This window comes from Mammaliicoccus sp. F-M27 (genome assembly GCF_022387115.1).
GTDB classification, from domain to species: Bacteria; Bacillota; Bacilli; order Staphylococcales; family Staphylococcaceae; genus Mammaliicoccus; species Mammaliicoccus vitulinus.
On sequence record NZ_JAJNIE010000007.1, the window covers coordinates 122,232 to 138,848 of the forward strand.

Sequence of the window (16,617 nt, forward strand, 5' to 3'; positions counted from 1 at the left end):
AATAAGGGAGAATAAAGATGGGGCTATTTAAAAATAAGAAGCGTGATATTCCACAACCTAATTCTCAAGAAGAAGTTCAATATAGAAGATATCAGCACTATTATCAAGAACCAGTGCAACCAAGAAAAAGAAAACGAGTATCTAAACTATTTGGTTTTATTACAATACTCATAATACTCATTATTGCGTTTTATCTGGCAGTAATGTACATGTGGTCAAGAACTTCTGATGTAGATGAATTAGTTAAAATAGAAGATAAACCTGCATATGTTCATGTTGAAGATATGCCTGATTACACTAAAAATGCTTTTGTTGCTGTAGAAGATAAAAGGTATTACGATCACGAAGGTATAGATTTAAGAGGTGTATCTCGTGCGCTTGCAGTTAGTTTAAAAAATGGAGAATTAACGCAAGGTGGTAGTACGATTACACAACAAGTCGTAAAAAATTATTTTTACTCTAATGAATCTCAATTAACAAGAAAAGTTAAAGAAATGTTTGTTGCAAAGCGTGTAGAAGATAAATATAGTAAAAATGATATTTTAAGTTACTACGTGAATAACATTTACTTTGGAGAGAACAATTATACGATTGAAGAAGCGGCGAATTATTACTTTGGTGCAACAGTAAATAAGAATAATCAGAACTTACCTCAAGTATCTGTATTGCAAAGTGCAATTTTAGCAAGTGTTGTTAACGCACCGTCTAATTTTGATATTAACAATATTAGCGATAGTTATATGACAAGAATTAAAACGACACTAGAAAAAATGAAACAACAAAATTATATTTCTGATTCTGAGTATACACAAGCTATAAATGAATTGAATCAATAAATAAACACACTGAGTTAAGTGATTAAACTTTTAAACTCAGTGTGTTTTATTGTATCCTATATATATGTGTGGAGGGATGTAAAGTGCTTAAAATTACTAAAATTGAAGTGCAGAAGAAAAACAAAGAGCGTCTAAATTTATTTATAAATAATGAATTTGAAATGGGTATTGATCAAGCTACATACATCTACTTTAATTTAAAAAAAGATTTAGAACTAACGAAAAGCAAGTTACAAGAAATTAAAGATTATGACCAATATAGACAAGCGCTAAATCAAGCGATTGTATACTTATCTCATAAGAAGAGAACGAAATTAGAAATCGAGAAATATTTAGCGGATAAAGAATACTCTATAGATTTAATTTCTCAAGTAATAGATTACTGTGAATCTAATAAATACATAAATCACGAAGATTATATCGAAAGTTTAAAGAACACAATATTGAAGACAACTGACAAAGGCCCAGATCACTTTGAAAGAGTTGCTAAAGAAAAAGGGATAGAAGCAGATTTAATTTTCACATATAAAGAAAAATTTGAAATGGAAATGTCAGAAGATCGAATTCCTGAAATTGCCAAAAAAATTATGCAAAAAAAGAAACAACCTCCAAATCGGCTTAAACAATCAATTGCTCAAACGTTACAACAAAGAGGATATGCTTTTTCACTAATAAATGAGCATTTATCGGATTTAAACATTGAACCGACATCTGACAATGTAGAAAATATTTTAATGAAAGATTTAGAAAAGGTATATAATAAATATCAAAAGAAATATAATGGATATGAACTTAAATCTCACGTAATTCAAGCTTTAATTAGAAAAGGGTATACTTTTGATATGATTAATGACAAATTAAGAGAAAGTGGTATTGTAGATGAATAATGATAAAAAATTAGTAGAAATGAATGAATACGAACTTAAAACGGTCATCGCGGAATATAGAGAAAAGATGAGAAAATCAGAAATGATGGGTATACTAAATGAATATGAAGTTTATAAAAGAAAAGCGCTCATAGCAGAAAGTTACCTTGTAGATACTTCTAAAATAGAAGTAGGAAAAGTATATGGTTTAGTAGGTGACACACCTAGCTACTTTAAAGTAGAAAGAATAAATGGTGTATTTGCTTGGGGATTTAGATTAAAAGGTTCAAAAATTGAAGAAGGCATTCCTGTAAGTCTTCTACAACTATAATGGTGGTGCAGAATGACACAGCAAATATTACTAAGAGTTGTAAACGCAACTAAATATTACTACGAAAATAAACAACAAAATAAATTTAAATCATTATTCAAGTTAAAACATTTGAACAAAAATATCGTGTTAAAAAATGTAACTGTTCATTTATATAGAGGTGAAGTACTGGGTATTATCGGTGATCACGAATCAGGTAAAGAAATGATTAGTAAGCTGATGATTAAAGAAGTAGCACCTAATTTAGGTAAAGTAAGGAACAACGAACAAACATTTTTAGCAGATGTTGCTCATAAATCAGAAGACCATCAAACACTCAATGAAATGGTAATTAGAACTTTGAGCTTATCGGGTGTTAGCGTTAGAGATATTCCTACAATTCAAAGACAAATTTTAAGCTTTGCAAAGTTAAGCGATAAAGGTTCAAAGACTTGCCAAGAAATAGATGAAGCAGAATATGCTCAATTATTAATAAGTATTGCCAAGTATATGAGACCAACAGTAGCAATTTTCACGAATATTATTCAATATTTAGATGAATACTATCAAAAAAGATTCAATGAATTTTTAAATGAGCAGAAAGAATATGATAGAGCGGCTGTATTAATAGATGATCATTTACATTCAATTGAAAAAATGAGTAATTATCTTATTTGGTTAACATATGGTCAAGTTAGAAAAGAAGGTACGGTTAAAGAAGTATTGACTTTTTATCGTGATTATCAAAAGAAATACAATCAAATTCAAGATAAAAACCAAAAAGAATTATATGATTTGAAATGGAAAATATCTAAGCAAGAATTACCAGTTGCACAAGGTGGAGGATATAAGAGAATGCGTAAATATCAATATGGACGAATTCCTAAGTCCATTGAGAAAATGATATTTTACGGCATTACATTTTTAATTGGTGCAACTTTAGCAGCGTTATTTATGTTTGTAGGTGTAGGTAACTCTCAGACTGACAAAGAAGTAACAACTAAACAAGTCATCACGACGAATAGTGAACCTAAATACATAGATAAATCTGCTTATGTTCTATCTTTAAAGCATGATACTGAACTAACGCCTTCATCTAACGGAGAAAAAATGAAAGTACCACAATATAGCTTTTTAGATGTAACTGGAGAGAATCAATCAAACTATAGACTCGAAGTAGATGATAAAGCCTATATATCTAAGAAGAACAATTTGTATTTCTTTAATCCAGCAGGACTTTATGAAGATGTTGATTGGGCGGATTTAGAAGATTATGTTGATGGTAGTTACTTAAACTATATAGATTTTTACAACAGCTTTATGCATAAAAGTCATAAACAAGTTTCAGAAACGATAACAGCTGATAAGGCTAACCGTTTCAATGAACAAATGGAAGGTCAAAAAGTGCATATGGTTTTCAATAGTGATAACGTATTAACTGGTTTTACTTTTGACATTAAAGATAAACAAAAACTGATTGATAAATTTAATATTACAAGTGATACTTGGGTAGTAAAATCTAAAGATGGATTTATGATAGCAGATTTAGAAGAAAATAAATGGATATTTATTCAATTGTAGGAGGACCATATGAACGAACTATTTGAACAACATATTAAACATTTTCCACATATGATCAAATATTGCTTCTTTGAAGTTAAAAATCATTATAAATACTATTTATCTGCCTTTGCTATTATGTTGCTACTATTGTTAATCACCTATATTAAATTGATGATAAGTGACGCGATAGACGTAGAAAAATCAACTTCTTATTTTAAATTAATTGGACTTTTTTCTTATATGTGGATATTTTTATCGCTTTTTAATGCTGAAAAGACGGTTAGAAAACAAGGTGCTTTATACAATCGTTTATCAGTACCATATTACGTTGGTGCATCTGCTCAAGTGCTACTCACGATGATTATATTTTTAATTATCGTGACAGTGACAGGCATTGTTTCAACGAGTACGACTAATATAATTGAAATCAATCATTTAGGGTTCTTTTATTATTTAGTAATGGCATATATTTTACTTGTACCGATAGCTTCTATGATTGGTGTGCTTGGTAAGTATATGTATTCTACAAGATTTATCGTTTTTGGGTTATTAATATTGTTATTGTTTATTGTTCCTATCTTGTACGTACCAGATAATATGTATGCAGTTTGGGTAAACGTATTAAAATTGAATCCGTTATTTTATATTATTAATGGTTTTCAACAGTCAATGATTCTTGGGAATGCTTCAGTAACGAATTTACCGTATCATATACTGTTCTATTTTGAAGTAGCATTTATCTATTTAGCTTGGATAAACGTGAACAGAGCTTATAAAACAAAATATTTCAAATAAAAAAACCTAGGAGATATGGCCTAGAAGTTTAAAAAATAGTAGTTATTTTAAAAATTAAAAACACGAATTTGGACGTAAATCTCAACTTAAAATAAATCACCCAATCCGTTGAAATCATTTTCGGATTGGGTGATTTTATATTTCTGATTTTGTAAAGTGCTGACGCCCGGGGGAATAGTATGTGAGAGAGACTACAGGCTCGAGCCATACCCCCCAGGCAAGCATGCACTTTTCAAAATCATTATAGTTTAGGACATTTATGTCCCAGGATCGTGTTGTATTGAGAAGTGAAATAATCACTGTAATTCATTATGCTTCTAGTTTTTTCATTAATTTTTCTTCAGTAAATACCCATCCGATATATGAAGACGTTACTTTCATATCATCATCTAAATGTAATATTGCTACGAATGGATAGTGTCCATTTTTTAAATATCTTAAATCAATAAAGCGCAGTTCAGTCGTTTTTTTATCAATTCTAGTGACTTCCCAACGATAAATGGAACTAAAGCTTAAAAATGATCTTAAGTTTTCATCATGTTTTGCATAGGCCATAATATGATCATTAGGGAATGATTGTCTTTTGAAAACATCATTAAACGCAACGTTACGGCCATAGCTTCGTCCGACATAATCATGTGTTTCTGTTTGTATTGCTATTCGCCACTCCATAAACCTAATTGTTGGTGCAACGAATATTTTGACAGGATTATGTTCTTGTTGTATTTGTTTCAATGCTTGATTTTTAATCGCTTTTTGTAACATGAAACGCAATACATAATAAAATGCTAATAAGGCATATAATGTACCGAAAGCAATACTTGGATGAACACCAAGTGTCCAAAATAAAATCGCAACTAAGTGTGCTACAAAAATAATGGGATCAAAGGTATTGATAATACTTAACTGAATCCACTTATTAGATATAGGCCTTAGCGCTTGTGTACCATATGAGTTAAAGATATCAACAAAAACATGAAAGAATACAGCAAACTGTGTCCACAACCAAATATGCAAAACATCTACCCCTGGAAATATAACGAAAATTAGAAAGGTTAGAATTAAGGGCCATAATAGTGTGAAAGGAATGGAATGTGTTATACCTCTATGGTTCTTAACGTATATTGCATTATTTTTAAATTTCAAGACAGTATCTATATCAGGTATTTGAGATCCAATCATAATACCCGTTGCAACTGCAGTAAATGTAGGTGTAACATTTGGGTCTAATGTCGCAAGACCCGTCAATGCAACGCCCATAACAACATGTGTACCAGTATCCATAAAAATCACCACTTTACTTTAATCTATATGATATATATTATATAGCATAAGTATAGTAATCCGAAAGTAATTCACAAGAAAGTAGTGTCATAAATGATAGAAACGAAAGAATTTAAAGACGATTTACTCAACTGGTTTCATGAAAATAAGAGACAGATGCCATGGAGAGAGACTACTAACCCTTATTATATTTGGTTGAGCGAGGTTATGCTTCAGCAAACACAAGTCAATACTGTAAGACCTTATTATAATGCGTTTATAGACCGCTTTCCTACAATTCAAGCACTAAGTGAATCTAAAGAAGATGATGTTTTGAAGTATTGGGAAGGTCTAGGGTACTATTCAAGAGTGAGAAATTTTCATGAAGCAGTTAAAGAAGTTCACAATAAATATGAAGGAATTGTTCCAGATAATCCAGAAGAGTTTAAAAAGTTAAAAGGGGTAGGGCCTTATACTAACGCAGCAGTGATGAGTATCGTCCACAATCACCCTATACCAGCAGTTGATGGTAATGTATTGCGTGTTTGGAGTAGATTGACTTGCAATGATCGTGATATAGCAGCACCAAAAACGAAAAAAATATTCGAAGAGGAATTACAACCATTTGTTGAAAGCGAGTCGGGTGATTTTAATCAGGCAATGATGGAATTAGGTGCTACAATTTGTACGCCAAAGAAAACTTTATGTATTATGTGTCCCGTACAAAAACATTGTTCAGCTTTTGCTGAAGGTCGAGTATCTGAATTACCAGTTAAAACGAAAAAAGCGAAGAAAAAAACAGTTGATTATTCAGTATTATATATTACAAATAGTGCTGGAGAGATTCTAGTACGTCAAAGAGATACTAAGTTATTAAATAGCATGTGGGAATTTCCAATGTTCGATGCTGAAGATAGCATTCATAGTATTGAAGAAGAACTAGATGCGGTCATTGATGTTCAAGAAGAGCCTATGTTCACAACGAAACATGTATTCACACATATGACATGGAACATGAAAGTATACAGAGCATATACTCAGAAGCAATCATTTGAACCGCCTTATAAATGGATGAAGAAAGACGAAAAAGAAAATTTATCATTCTCAACGTCCATGTCAAAAATTTTTCATGAAGTTAACACATAAATTAAAAACAAACATAATTTTAGCTTATTATTTTTAATATGTTATAATAACTTGGTAAATAATTAAAAGGTGGTGTGGAACATGGTCAAAGAATCCATACCAAAAGAGGGCCAAGTAATTAAAGTGCAAAGTTATAAACATGATGGTAATATACATCGTGTATGGTCAGAAACAACAGTTCTTAAAGGTACGAGTCATGTTATTATCGGTGGGAATAATCGAACACTCGTAACAGAAAGTGATGGTCGAACTTGGGTAACAAGGGAGCCAGCGATTGTTTATTTCCATGCAGAGTATTGGTTTAATGTAATTTGTATGTTCCGCGATGATGGTGTTTATTATTATTGTAATTTATCTTCACCTTTTGTTTGTGATGAAGAAGCTATTAAATATATCGATTATGATTTAGACATCAAAGTTTATCCAAGTGGAAAGTATCATTTGTTGGACGAAGATGAATATCGTCAACATATGAAGCAAATGAATTATCCTAAAGACATTGATGCAATTCTAAAAAGAAATGTTGATATTCTACAACAATGGATTGAACGTAAAAAAGGACCATTTGCGCCAGACTTTATTAAAGTTTGGCAAGAAAGATTTCATTCAATTGATAGACGAAATTCATGAGAATGAAAACATAGCAGCCTAGCAAAAGCTAGGCTGTTTCGTTTGGACTATGATTGGGGGAACGGAAATGATTAAAAGGTATTTACAATTCGTGAAACCATATAAATGGCATATTGTAGGTACGATTATCATTGGAATTTTAAAATTTGGGATTCCATTATTGATGCCATTATTAATAAAATATGTTATTGATGATGTAATCAATAATGGGGCATTATCTATTGGGCAAAAAACAGAAAAATTAGCTTATGCGATGCTAATTATGGGATTTATTTTTGTGGTTTTAAGACCACCAATAGAATATTTCAGACAATATTTAGCGCAATGGACATCTAATAAAATTCTTTATGATATTCGAAAAAAATTATATACACATTTACAAGCACTCAGTTCTAGATTTTATGCTAATAACAAAGCAGGAGAAATCATATCTAGAGTGATAAACGATGTTGAACAAACGAAAGACTTCATACTAACTGGTTTAATGAACGTCTGGTTAGACCTAGTTACAATTATAATTGCACTTAGCATTATGTTTGTTCTAGATGTTAAGCTTACTTTTTCAGCAATCGCGATATTCCCTGTATTTATTTTCAGCATCTATTATTTCTTCGGAAGATTACGTAGTCTTACGAGAAGAAGATCTCAAAGTTTAGCAGAACTACAAGGCTTTTTACATGAACGAGTTTCAGGAATGTCAGTGATTAAAAGTTTTGCCATTGAAAAAAATGAAGAAAAAAGATTCGACATAAGAAACCAAAATTTCTTAACTAAAGCTACTGACCATACTAAATGGAATGCTAAATCTTTTGCAGTTATTAATACAGTGACAGATATCGGACCATTAATTGTTGTAGGTTTCGGTGGGTTTCTCGTGATACAAGGTAATTTAACAGTAGGTACGTTAGCTGCATTTGTTGCATACTTAGAACAATTATACGGACCGTTAAGAAGATTAGTAGCATCATCTACAACTTTGACACAAAGTATTGCATCTATGGACAGGGTGTTTCATCTGTTCGACGAAAAGTATGACGTGAAAAATGAAGACGATGCGAAAGAAATTAGAATTAAAGATGGACATATAGCATTTGAAAATGTTTCATTTAAATACAACGAATATGAAGATGATGTGCTTACTGATATTAACCTTGATATTAAAAAGGGTGAAACAGTTGCCTTTGTCGGTATGAGTGGTGGCGGTAAATCTACTTTGATTAGTTTACTTCCTAGGTTTTATGATGTTACAAAAGGTAGTATCAGGATTGATCATCATAACGTAAAAGATTTCACTACTGAAAGTCTTAGAAATCAAGTTGGAATGGTAGAACAAGATAATATCCTTTTTTCTGATTCAATAAAAGAAAATATTCTACTTGGTAAACCAAATGCCACTGATGAAGAAGTTATTGCAGCAAGTAAGAAAGCTAATGCTCATGACTTTATTATGTCTTTACCAAATGGATATGATACAGAAGTTGGCGAACGAGGTGTGAAATTATCTGGTGGTCAAAAACAACGCGTTTCTATCGCTAGAATTTTCCTTAATAATCCACCTGTTTTAGTTTTAGATGAAGCTACAAGTGCCCTTGATTTAGAAAGTGAAAAAATTATTCAAGATGCTTTAGAAATATTAAGCTCAGAAAGAACAACACTGATCGTCGCGCACAGATTATCTACGATTACACATGCTGATAAGATTGTAGTAATTCAAAATGGTCATATTGAAGAAGTAGGATCACATAAAGAATTAATGCAAGCTAAAGGTAGTTATTACAATTTATATAGTATTCAATCGTTCGGGTAATATTACAATACCTCCTTATTCTATCTCTATCATTAACATGATAGAGATAGAATAAGGGGGATTTTTTATGAGCTTTTTAAATATATTGCAACTGATCGTGAATATTTTATTCTTTGTAATTATCATAGGTGTTTTGATTACGTGTATATCGCTTTACATTATAGATAAAAGGCAAAAACATCACAGTGTATTAAGAAATTATCCTTTATTAGGTAGAGTCCGATACTTTCTTGAAATGATTGGACCTGAGTTAAGACAATATCTAATCTTGAATGATAATGATGGCAAACCTTTTTCTAGAAAACAGTATTTAAATATGGTTATGCCTGGAAAATATAAAAATAGAATAGAAAGTTTTGGTTCGCTAAGAAAGTTTGAAGAACCAGGTTTTTATTTGCAGAACGCTATGTTTCCTGTAGATCATGACGAATTAGAAATTAATCAAAACGAAATAATGTCTACATATATTTATAATATTTCAAACTAAGGACTTTTTGATCGAAAAGAGAGTCAAATTCAACAAGAAGTTGAGCCATATAAATTGACCCAAAACAATGAAATCATCATTGGGGAGAACTTAAAGCATCCATTTATTGCGAAAAGATTGGTAGGACAGTCGGGAATGAGTTATGGCGCGTTAGGTAAAAATGCAATAACAGCTTTATCTAAAGGGTTAGGAAGAAGCGGTTCGTGGATGAATACAGGTGAAGGTGGATTAAGTGAACATCATTTATCTGGAGATTGTGATATCATCTTCCAAATTGGACCCGGATTATTTGGTGTGAGAGATGAAGATGGGCACTTTGATGAAAAAGAATTTGTTGAAAAAGCGAATATAAAGCAAGTTAAAGCATTTGAATTAAAATTAGCTCAAGGTGCAAAAACAAGAGGCGGTCATATTGAAGGTCAAAAAGTCACAGAAGAAATTGCAAAAATAAGAAATGTGACACCATTTGAAACGGTGAATTCACCGAACCGATTCGAGTTTCTTCATAATAATAAAGAACTACTTGAATTTGTAGAGAAGTTAAGAAGGTTATCCGATAAACCTGTTGGAATTAAAATTGTTGTAGGTAATATAAACGATTTAAAATTATTAATTCATGATATGGTCTCGACGAATATTATTCCTAATTTCATAACTGTAGATGGAGGAGAAGGTGGAACAGGCGCAACATTTCAAGAACTCGTTGATACTGTAGGGTTACCATTATTTACAGCTTTGCCAATATTAGATGTAGAATTGAAAAAACATAAAATTAGAGACAAAGTTAAAGTGTTTGCTTCAGGAAAATTAATAACACCAGACCAAATAGCGATTGCCTTAGGGTTAGGCGCTGATCTTGTAAATGTGGCGAGAAGTTTAATGATTAATTTAGGGTGTATTATGGCGCAACAATGTCATACAAATAATTGTCCCGTTGGCGTAGCTACTACTGATCCTAAAAAAGAAACAGCATTAGTTGTGTCAGAAAAAGAATATAGAGTTTCAAATTATATTGTGAGTTTACATGAAGGACTATTTAATTTAGCAGCTGCAGTTGGTGTGAAAAGTCCAAATCAAATAAGAGAGCATCATTTATTGTATAGAAGTTATAATGGTGACTTAATGAATATTATAGAATACAAAAAGTCCTTATATAAAGAAAATTAAATCAAAAAATAGAGTTTGGAATATAGATCCCAACTTAAAATAAATCACCCAATCCGAAAATGATTCCAACGGATTGGGTGATTTTATATTTCTAATTTTGTAAAGTGCTGACGCCCAGGGGAATAGTATGTGAGAGAGACTACAGGCTCGAGCCATACCCCCAGGCAAGCATGCACTTTACAAAGTTATTTTAGTTTAGGACATTTATGTCCGAGACTCTATTTTTATAGGTCAAAGTCTTCATCTTCAATTTGAATGTCACTATCTTCGGGATGATATTTAAAGTAACTAGATGATAGTTTGTCTAAGTGAAGTATAGTAGCTTTGTAATCAAGCATCGCTGATAAGACTTGCATGACATTTTCGATGTAATAATCTTCTTGATTTGGATTATTAGTAATGTCTTTTATAAATATCTTCATTAAATCTTCTTTATAAGGTTCAACTAAATAATCTGGAACTTGGTCAATGTCATGTTTAGCTTTTTGTGATATTCTAACCAATATTTGTTCGTGTTGTGCCATTAGTTCATCGAGTTCAAATTTCATTTGTACCTTTAAATCATCATTTAGATTGTGAATATCATTTTCGTAACGATTCATTTTACGTAGAACTTCATATGCTCTTCGTGTAGCTGCAATTATTTCTTTGAAAAGAATTTTTTTTCGCATTTGACTAAAAGCTTGTTTTTTAGTGTATGCTCTTTCTTCTTTATAATAAAGATAAAATTGTTCGAGCTTTACGATTCTCGTTCTTATCGTTTCTAAATCTTGCTTTACATAATGAAATTCAGTCGTACCATTTAAGACTAATCTAAACCATTTGAATATGTCAGTAGATATATTCAATGAATTATAGTACATTTTTGTTTCAAACTTTGGTGGTAGAAAAGTGAAGTTAACGATAAAAGCACTTAGTACCCCAATCATGACTAGTAGAAATCGGTAGATGGCAGATATATAGAAATCACCTTCATGATGTCCAAGTATGATTAAAGCTGTAACAACAGCTAAGTTAGAAACATGTTGTAGATTGAATTTATATAGTATTGAAATGATGATGACTGCCGTTAAACCAATAAAGACGACGTTGTTACCAAATATTGAAAATATTGTAACGGCAGTTATGGCACCTATCACATTACCTTGAAATTGCTCTACTATTGTTTTAAAAGAGCGATAAACGCTTGGTTGCATGGCAACCATAGCAGCTACACCAGCTATTGATGTTATCAATGTTGGTCCTGGCAGTAAATTTGCTAGAAATATTGCTAGGACAATAGCGATACCAGTTTTAAATATTCTTGCCCCAAATTTCATAGAACCATTCCTTTTTGTTATTAAAACAGGGTTGTAATAAATATCACAAGCCTAGTATATATTGGTTATACATTGTTTTTAATAACTTTTCAAGTTTATAGTTGAGATAATGCGTAATCAGCAGCATTTAATGTCTGTTTTATGTCTTCTTCTGTATGTTCTGTCGTTATAAACCACGCTTCATATTTAGAAGGCGCTAAATTAATACCTTGGTTTAACATAGCTTTAAAGAACTTCGCAAATTTTTCACCGTCAGTATTTTCAGCTTGTACATAGTTTTTTATTTTTTCATCCGTAAAGTATAATGTTAAAGCACCTTTTACTCTGTTTACTGTTGCTTGAACTTTGTGTTTTTCAATGAGTTCTAGTAAACCATCTTCTAATTGCTGACCTAGGTGATCTAACTTCTCATAGACACCAGGTTGTTCTAAAATTTCTAACAATGCGATACCAGCTCTCATTGAAAGTGGGTTTCCAGCCATTGTACCAGCTTGATATGCAGGTCCTAATGGTGCGACATGTTCCATAATTTCTTGTCTTCCACCATAAGCACCTATAGGTAAACCACCACCAATGACTTTACCAAATGCGGTTAAGTCGGGATATACACCTAGTAAATCTTGAGCAGCTCCGTAATGGAATCTAAATGCAGTTATCACCTCGTCGTAAATAACTAATCCGCCGTGTTCATGTGTGATGTCATTTACTGCTTCTAAAAATCCTTCTTTCGGTTCAACCATACCAAAGTTACCAACAATAGGTTCTACTAATACACCTGCAACTTGATCTCCCCAATGATCCATCGCTTCTTTAAAAGAATCGACATCATTAAATGGAACAGTAATAACTTCTTGCGCTACACTTTTTGGAACACCAGCTGAGTCTGGCGTGCCCAGTTGTGAAGGGCCACTACCTGCTGCTACAAGAACAAGGTCTGAATGACCATGATAACAACCAGCGAATTTTATGATTTTATCACGATTTGTATAAGCGCGGGCAACTCTAATAGTAGTCATCACTGCCTCAGTACCTGAATTAACAAATCTAATTTTTTCTAATGACGGAATTGCATGGCGTAATTTTTTAGCAAAAGTAATTTCATATTCTGTAGGAGTTCCGAATAATACACCGTCCTCTGCTGCATTTTTAATCGCTTCTGTAATGTGTGGATGTGCGTGACCTGCAATGATAGGACCATAAGCTTGTAAGTAATCAATGTACTTATTGTCATCTACATCATAGAAATATGCGCCTTTAGCTTTTTTCATAACGACCGGTGCACCTCCACCAACTGCTTTGTATGAGCGAGAAGGGGAATTAACACCACCTAAAATATATTCGTCTGAAAGTGTTTGTAAATATTCACTTTTTGCAAAATTCATGTTATCAACCTCTTTTAATTTAATTATTTTCATTTATATCGTATCATAAAATGGAGTAACTATCGTTTATAAGGAGTGCAAATCATGATACAAATTGGTGAGAAATTTCCAGAATTCGAATTAAAAAATCAAAATGGTGAAATTGTAAGCAGTAAGGACTTAAAAGGAAGTAAAAGTGTTGTATATTTTTATCCAAGAGATAATACGCCAACTTGTACGACAGAAGCTTGTGATTTTAGAGATAATTTAGAGCTTTTCAACGATTTAAATACTAAAGTATACGGAATCAGTGGTGATAGTGAAAAGAAACATTCTAATTTCTCTAATAAGCATAACTTAAATTTTGATTTGTTAGTTGATGAAGATTATAAACTATCAGATGAACTAGGCGTATATCAACTGAAGAAATCGTTTGGTAAAGAATCAATGGGGATTGTTAGAACGACATTTGTGTTAGATGAAGAAGGGGTAGTAAAACATATCATCGAGAAAGTGAAAGTCAAAACACAAATAGAAGAGTTGAAAAACATTATAAAGGGATGATATAGATGAAGGTCGTAACTTTAATGAGGTTAAAAGATCAAGAAGAAAGACTAAAAGAAACATTTCCTAATATAGAGTTCACATTTTATAAGCATCCTAACTTGGCAGATGAAGAAGTACTTAAAGACGCTGATGTATTAGTTAGCTATCATAGTGAAGTAGATGAATCATTTTTAGATAAGTGTAAACAGCTTAAACTAATCGCTTGGTTCGCAACAGGGGTTAATCAATTACCTTTAGATTACATTAATAAAAGAAATATTAAATTAACGAATGCAAAAGGCGTACATGCTATACAAATAGCAGAATTTATATTCGCTTATATCTTAAATGATATCAAGTTATTTAAAGAAACCTATGAATCACAGAAGAAAAGGGCATTTAATCATAAATTAAGCCCTGATTCAATCAATGATAAAACAATATTATTTCTTGGAACAGGAAAGATTCCAGAAAGAACTGCAGAAGTAGCAAAAGCATTTAATATGAAGGTAATCGGTATAAATACAACTGGTCATGACGTTTCAGGATTTGATGAAGTATATTCTATAGAAGAAAGACGTCAAGTTTTTAATAAAGCAGACTTCATAGTGAATGTATTACCAGAAACTGAAGATACAATTCATTTGTTACAAAAAGCAGACTTTGAACATATGAAAGCAGACGCCCACTTTATTAATGTAGGAAGAGGAACCGTTGTAAAAGAAGCGGTACTAGTAGAAGCATTGATTAATAAAGAAATCAGATTTGCTTCTATTGATGTGTTTGAAGTAGAACCTTTACCAGCCACTTCTAAATTATATGATATGGATAACGTGTTTATAACGGCTCATATTTCTGGAAATGATAGAAATAACTTAAAGAGAAGCACTGACATACTTGTTGAAAATTTAAATCAAATAATTAATGGGAATTTAAAATCATTATTTAATGAAGTTAATTCAAAAGCAGGATACTGATTAATTGTTTGACAAATTGCTACTAAAAGGGATATATTATAAATAATAATCATTATAAATTAGAAGGTGGGTGTAAGGATGCAACAAAATGTTGAGAATGTTGAACACATGTTAGACGATGCAATTGGTACTTTACGAAGTACAGGTGTTAGAATTACACCACAGCGTCAATCGATTCTTCAATATTTAATTGAAACAGATAGTCATCCTACTGCTGATGAAATTTATCAGTCACTTTCACCACAATTTCCAAATATGAGTGTTGCTACAGTTTATAATAACTTAAAAGTTTTTAAAGAGACTGGACTTGTTAAAGAATTAACGTATGGTGATGCTTCAAGCCGTTTTGATTTTGAAACGCATAATCATTATCATATCATTTGTGATCAATGTGGTAAGATATCTGATTTTCATTACCCGAGATTAGATGAGGTTGAACAATTAGCTCAACACGTTACGAGTTTTTCAGTTACTCACCACAGAATGGAAATATATGGTGTTTGTCCAGAATGTCAAAGTAAGAATAAATAAAGAAAAAGCTAAAGGTAATTTACCTTTAGCTTTTTTTCTTTTCTTCATTAGTATCTGCAATTTCCTGTTCTTCTAACTTCTTAGATTTACGTTTGTTATTATAATCTTGGTTAAATGTCTTGCCTTCTAGGTTCTTGTCCAAAGTAAGAGGTTGGTTACAATTCGCACATATATCTGCGCGTCCCAACATTTTTGTATAATGATCACAGTTTGGACATTGAACTTGTATTGTACGAGAGCTTAACATACCTATCCAAAAATACACCACAAAAGATAAACCAAGAGCCAACATCCCCAGAACTAAGAAAATACTAAATACAATTTGGCTTTTGAAATAGTAAAAGAAGAATACACCTACATACATTACAATCATTCCTAAAAAGATTAATCCTAATGCAAAAGATCTTATTCTGTTAATTTTACTAGTAGGTTTCTTACGAAATAGCTTCAATTCTATTCCCTCCATACTATTTAATACTGATAAAGTATAGCATAATTTCTATTAAAATATATAGTACCTTATAAAGCGAAAAAATACACGAATTTGTATGTAGAAATCGTTGACGTAGCCGTTATATCTTGATATATTATAAAAGTCGTCAAAACAGACAGACGAAACAAAATAAATTGATTGTTAAAAAGGTTAATAAAGTGTAAATTTGACGCTTGAAATTAATCAAGTAACAATGTAATATAAATTATGCAAGTTGATTGATTCAGAAATGACAGCTTGAAAAGATTAGTCACTTCCGAAAAAAAAACAAAATATTATTTTTTTAAAATAATACTTGCATTGATATTTAATAACTGGTATAATTGATTCTTGTAGCGGTTAAAATGAACATTGAAAACTGAATGACAATATGTCAACGTTTAATTCCGATAATTGAGTACTGAAAGTACTTCAAAGAGTGATTGGCTTAACCAATCAAAGATGAGCTAATCAAGCTTACTTCTATTATGGAGAGTTTGATCCTGGCTCAGGATGAACGCTGGCGGCGTGCCTAATACAT

Annotated in this window: 15 protein-coding genes and 1 pseudogene; 12 read left to right on the top strand and 4 right to left on the bottom strand. The window is 31.6% G+C overall.

Annotated features, from left to right (window positions below):
• The first annotated feature begins 17 nt into the window (after window positions 1-17).
• The 5 genes from LQ598_RS08775 (at window position 18) to LQ598_RS08795 (ending at window position 4,370) form a co-directional block, all read left to right on the top strand.
• Window positions 18-836: a glycosyltransferase gene (locus tag LQ598_RS08775; protein ID WP_016912878.1), complete on the top strand. Its 819-nt coding sequence runs from the start codon at window positions 18-20 to the stop codon at window positions 834-836.
• An 83-nt stretch (window positions 837-919) separates the two neighbouring features.
• A complete protein-coding gene (gene recX / locus LQ598_RS08780) occupies window positions 920-1,723 on the top strand; it encodes a recombination regulator RecX (RefSeq protein WP_107556927.1) in 804 nt (267 codons plus the stop codon).
• The gene (locus LQ598_RS08785) at window positions 1,716-2,033 is read left to right on the top strand and encodes a YfhH family protein (protein WP_016912876.1); all 318 of its coding nucleotides are present in this window, start codon (window positions 1,716-1,718) and stop codon (window positions 2,031-2,033) included. The genes recX and LQ598_RS08785 overlap by 8 nt, the downstream gene beginning before the upstream one ends.
• A 12-nt stretch (window positions 2,034-2,045) precedes the next feature.
• Complete coding sequence (locus tag LQ598_RS08790; RefSeq protein ID WP_016912875.1) at window positions 2,046-3,593, top strand: ABC transporter ATP-binding protein; 1,548 nt, start codon at window positions 2,046-2,048, stop codon at window positions 3,591-3,593.
• Between the two features lie 9 nt (window positions 3,594-3,602).
• Window positions 3,603-4,370 carry an ABC transporter permease gene (locus LQ598_RS08795; protein ID WP_016912874.1) on the top strand — a complete coding sequence of 256 codons (768 nt, stop codon included), beginning with the start codon at window positions 3,603-3,605 and terminating at the stop codon, window positions 4,368-4,370.
• A gap of 309 nt (window positions 4,371-4,679) precedes the next feature.
• Here LQ598_RS08795 and LQ598_RS08800 read toward each other — a convergent pair whose 3' ends face one another.
• On the bottom strand, window positions 4,680-5,654 hold the full coding sequence (locus LQ598_RS08800) for a metal-dependent hydrolase (RefSeq protein WP_016912913.1): 975 nt from the start codon (window positions 5,652-5,654) through the stop codon (window positions 4,680-4,682).
• Window positions 5,655-5,747: 93 nt separating this feature from the next.
• Between LQ598_RS08800 and mutY the strand changes: the two genes are divergently transcribed.
• From mutY to LQ598_RS08820, 4 genes and pseudogenes are all read left to right on the top strand, one after another.
• A complete protein-coding gene (gene mutY, locus LQ598_RS08805) occupies window positions 5,748-6,779 on the top strand; it encodes an A/G-specific adenine glycosylase (RefSeq protein WP_107536756.1) in 1,032 nt (343 codons plus the stop codon).
• Window positions 6,780-6,860: 81 nt separating this feature from the next.
• Entirely contained in the window at window positions 6,861-7,409 is a 549-nt protein-coding gene (gene ntdP, locus LQ598_RS08810; RefSeq protein ID WP_016912911.1) for a nucleoside tri-diphosphate phosphatase, read from the top strand.
• A gap of 67 nt (window positions 7,410-7,476) precedes the next feature.
• Window positions 7,477-9,216 (top strand): ABC transporter ATP-binding protein, encoded by a 1,740-nt coding sequence (locus LQ598_RS08815; RefSeq protein ID WP_107556929.1) that lies wholly within the window; start codon window positions 7,477-7,479, stop codon window positions 9,214-9,216.
• Between the two features lie 67 nt (window positions 9,217-9,283).
• Window positions 9,284-10,870, top strand: a pseudogene (locus tag LQ598_RS08820) (FMN-binding glutamate synthase family protein).
• 224 nt (window positions 10,871-11,094) lie between these two features.
• On the opposite strand, the gene LQ598_RS08825 reads toward LQ598_RS08820, so the two are convergent.
• Both LQ598_RS08825 and LQ598_RS08830 read right to left on the bottom strand, forming a co-directional pair.
• Complete coding sequence (locus tag LQ598_RS08825) at window positions 11,095-12,189, bottom strand: FUSC family protein (protein WP_016913031.1); 1,095 nt, start codon at window positions 12,187-12,189, stop codon at window positions 11,095-11,097.
• A gap of 95 nt (window positions 12,190-12,284) precedes the next feature.
• Window positions 12,285-13,571: a glutamate-1-semialdehyde 2,1-aminomutase gene (locus LQ598_RS08830; protein ID WP_239745424.1), complete on the bottom strand. Its 1,287-nt coding sequence runs from the start codon at window positions 13,569-13,571 to the stop codon at window positions 12,285-12,287.
• An 84-nt stretch (window positions 13,572-13,655) separates the two neighbouring features.
• On the opposite strand from LQ598_RS08830, the gene bcp reads away from it, so the two are divergent.
• The 3 genes from bcp to perR all read left to right on the top strand — a co-directional run bounded on the left by bcp (window position 13,656) and on the right by perR (window position 15,604).
• Window positions 13,656-14,114, top strand: coding sequence for a thioredoxin-dependent thiol peroxidase (gene bcp / locus LQ598_RS08835; RefSeq protein ID WP_016913033.1), 459 nt, complete (start codon window positions 13,656-13,658; stop codon window positions 14,112-14,114).
• A 5-nt stretch (window positions 14,115-14,119) separates the two neighbouring features.
• On the top strand, window positions 14,120-15,073 hold the full coding sequence (locus tag LQ598_RS08840) for a phosphoglycerate dehydrogenase (protein WP_107537432.1): 954 nt from the start codon (window positions 14,120-14,122) through the stop codon (window positions 15,071-15,073).
• Between the two features lie 78 nt (window positions 15,074-15,151).
• Complete coding sequence (gene perR / locus LQ598_RS08845; RefSeq protein WP_016913035.1) at window positions 15,152-15,604, top strand: peroxide-responsive transcriptional repressor PerR; 453 nt, start codon at window positions 15,152-15,154, stop codon at window positions 15,602-15,604.
• A gap of 25 nt (window positions 15,605-15,629) precedes the next feature.
• Here the strand turns inward: perR and LQ598_RS08850 are convergent, their stop codons facing one another.
• A complete protein-coding gene (locus LQ598_RS08850; RefSeq protein ID WP_040808625.1) occupies window positions 15,630-16,070 on the bottom strand; it encodes a YgzB family protein in 441 nt (146 codons plus the stop codon).
• Window positions 16,071-16,617 lie beyond the last annotated feature (547 nt).

Bases quoted from the DNA above. Each gene is read 5' to 3' on its own strand.
- LQ598_RS08775 (WP_016912878.1), top strand. From the start codon at position 18: ATGGGGCTATTTAAAAATAAGAAGCGTGATATTCCACAACCTAATTCT.
- LQ598_RS08785 (WP_016912876.1), top strand. From the start codon at position 1,716: ATGAATAATGATAAAAAATTAGTAGAAATGAATGAATACGAACTTAAA.
- LQ598_RS08800 (WP_016912913.1), bottom strand. From the start codon at position 5,654: ATGGATACTGGTACACATGTTGTTATGGGCGTTGCATTGACGGGTCTT.
- LQ598_RS08815 (WP_107556929.1), top strand. From the start codon at position 7,477: ATGATTAAAAGGTATTTACAATTCGTGAAACCATATAAATGGCATATT.
- LQ598_RS08790 (WP_016912875.1), top strand. From the start codon at position 2,046: ATGACACAGCAAATATTACTAAGAGTTGTAAACGCAACTAAATATTAC.
- ntdP (WP_016912911.1), top strand. From the start codon at position 6,861: ATGGTCAAAGAATCCATACCAAAAGAGGGCCAAGTAATTAAAGTGCAA.
- mutY (WP_107536756.1), top strand. From the start codon at position 5,748: ATGATAGAAACGAAAGAATTTAAAGACGATTTACTCAACTGGTTTCAT.
- bcp (WP_016913033.1), top strand. From the start codon at position 13,656: ATGATACAAATTGGTGAGAAATTTCCAGAATTCGAATTAAAAAATCAA.
- LQ598_RS08850 (WP_040808625.1), bottom strand. From the start codon at position 16,070: ATGGAGGGAATAGAATTGAAGCTATTTCGTAAGAAACCTACTAGTAAA.
- LQ598_RS08825 (WP_016913031.1), bottom strand. From the start codon at position 12,189: ATGAAATTTGGGGCAAGAATATTTAAAACTGGTATCGCTATTGTCCTA.
- perR (WP_016913035.1), top strand. From the start codon at position 15,152: ATGCAACAAAATGTTGAGAATGTTGAACACATGTTAGACGATGCAATT.
- LQ598_RS08830 (WP_239745424.1), bottom strand. From the start codon at position 13,571: ATGAATTTTGCAAAAAGTGAATATTTACAAACACTTTCAGACGAATAT.
- LQ598_RS08840 (WP_107537432.1), top strand. From the start codon at position 14,120: ATGAAGGTCGTAACTTTAATGAGGTTAAAAGATCAAGAAGAAAGACTA.
- LQ598_RS08795 (WP_016912874.1), top strand. From the start codon at position 3,603: ATGAACGAACTATTTGAACAACATATTAAACATTTTCCACATATGATC.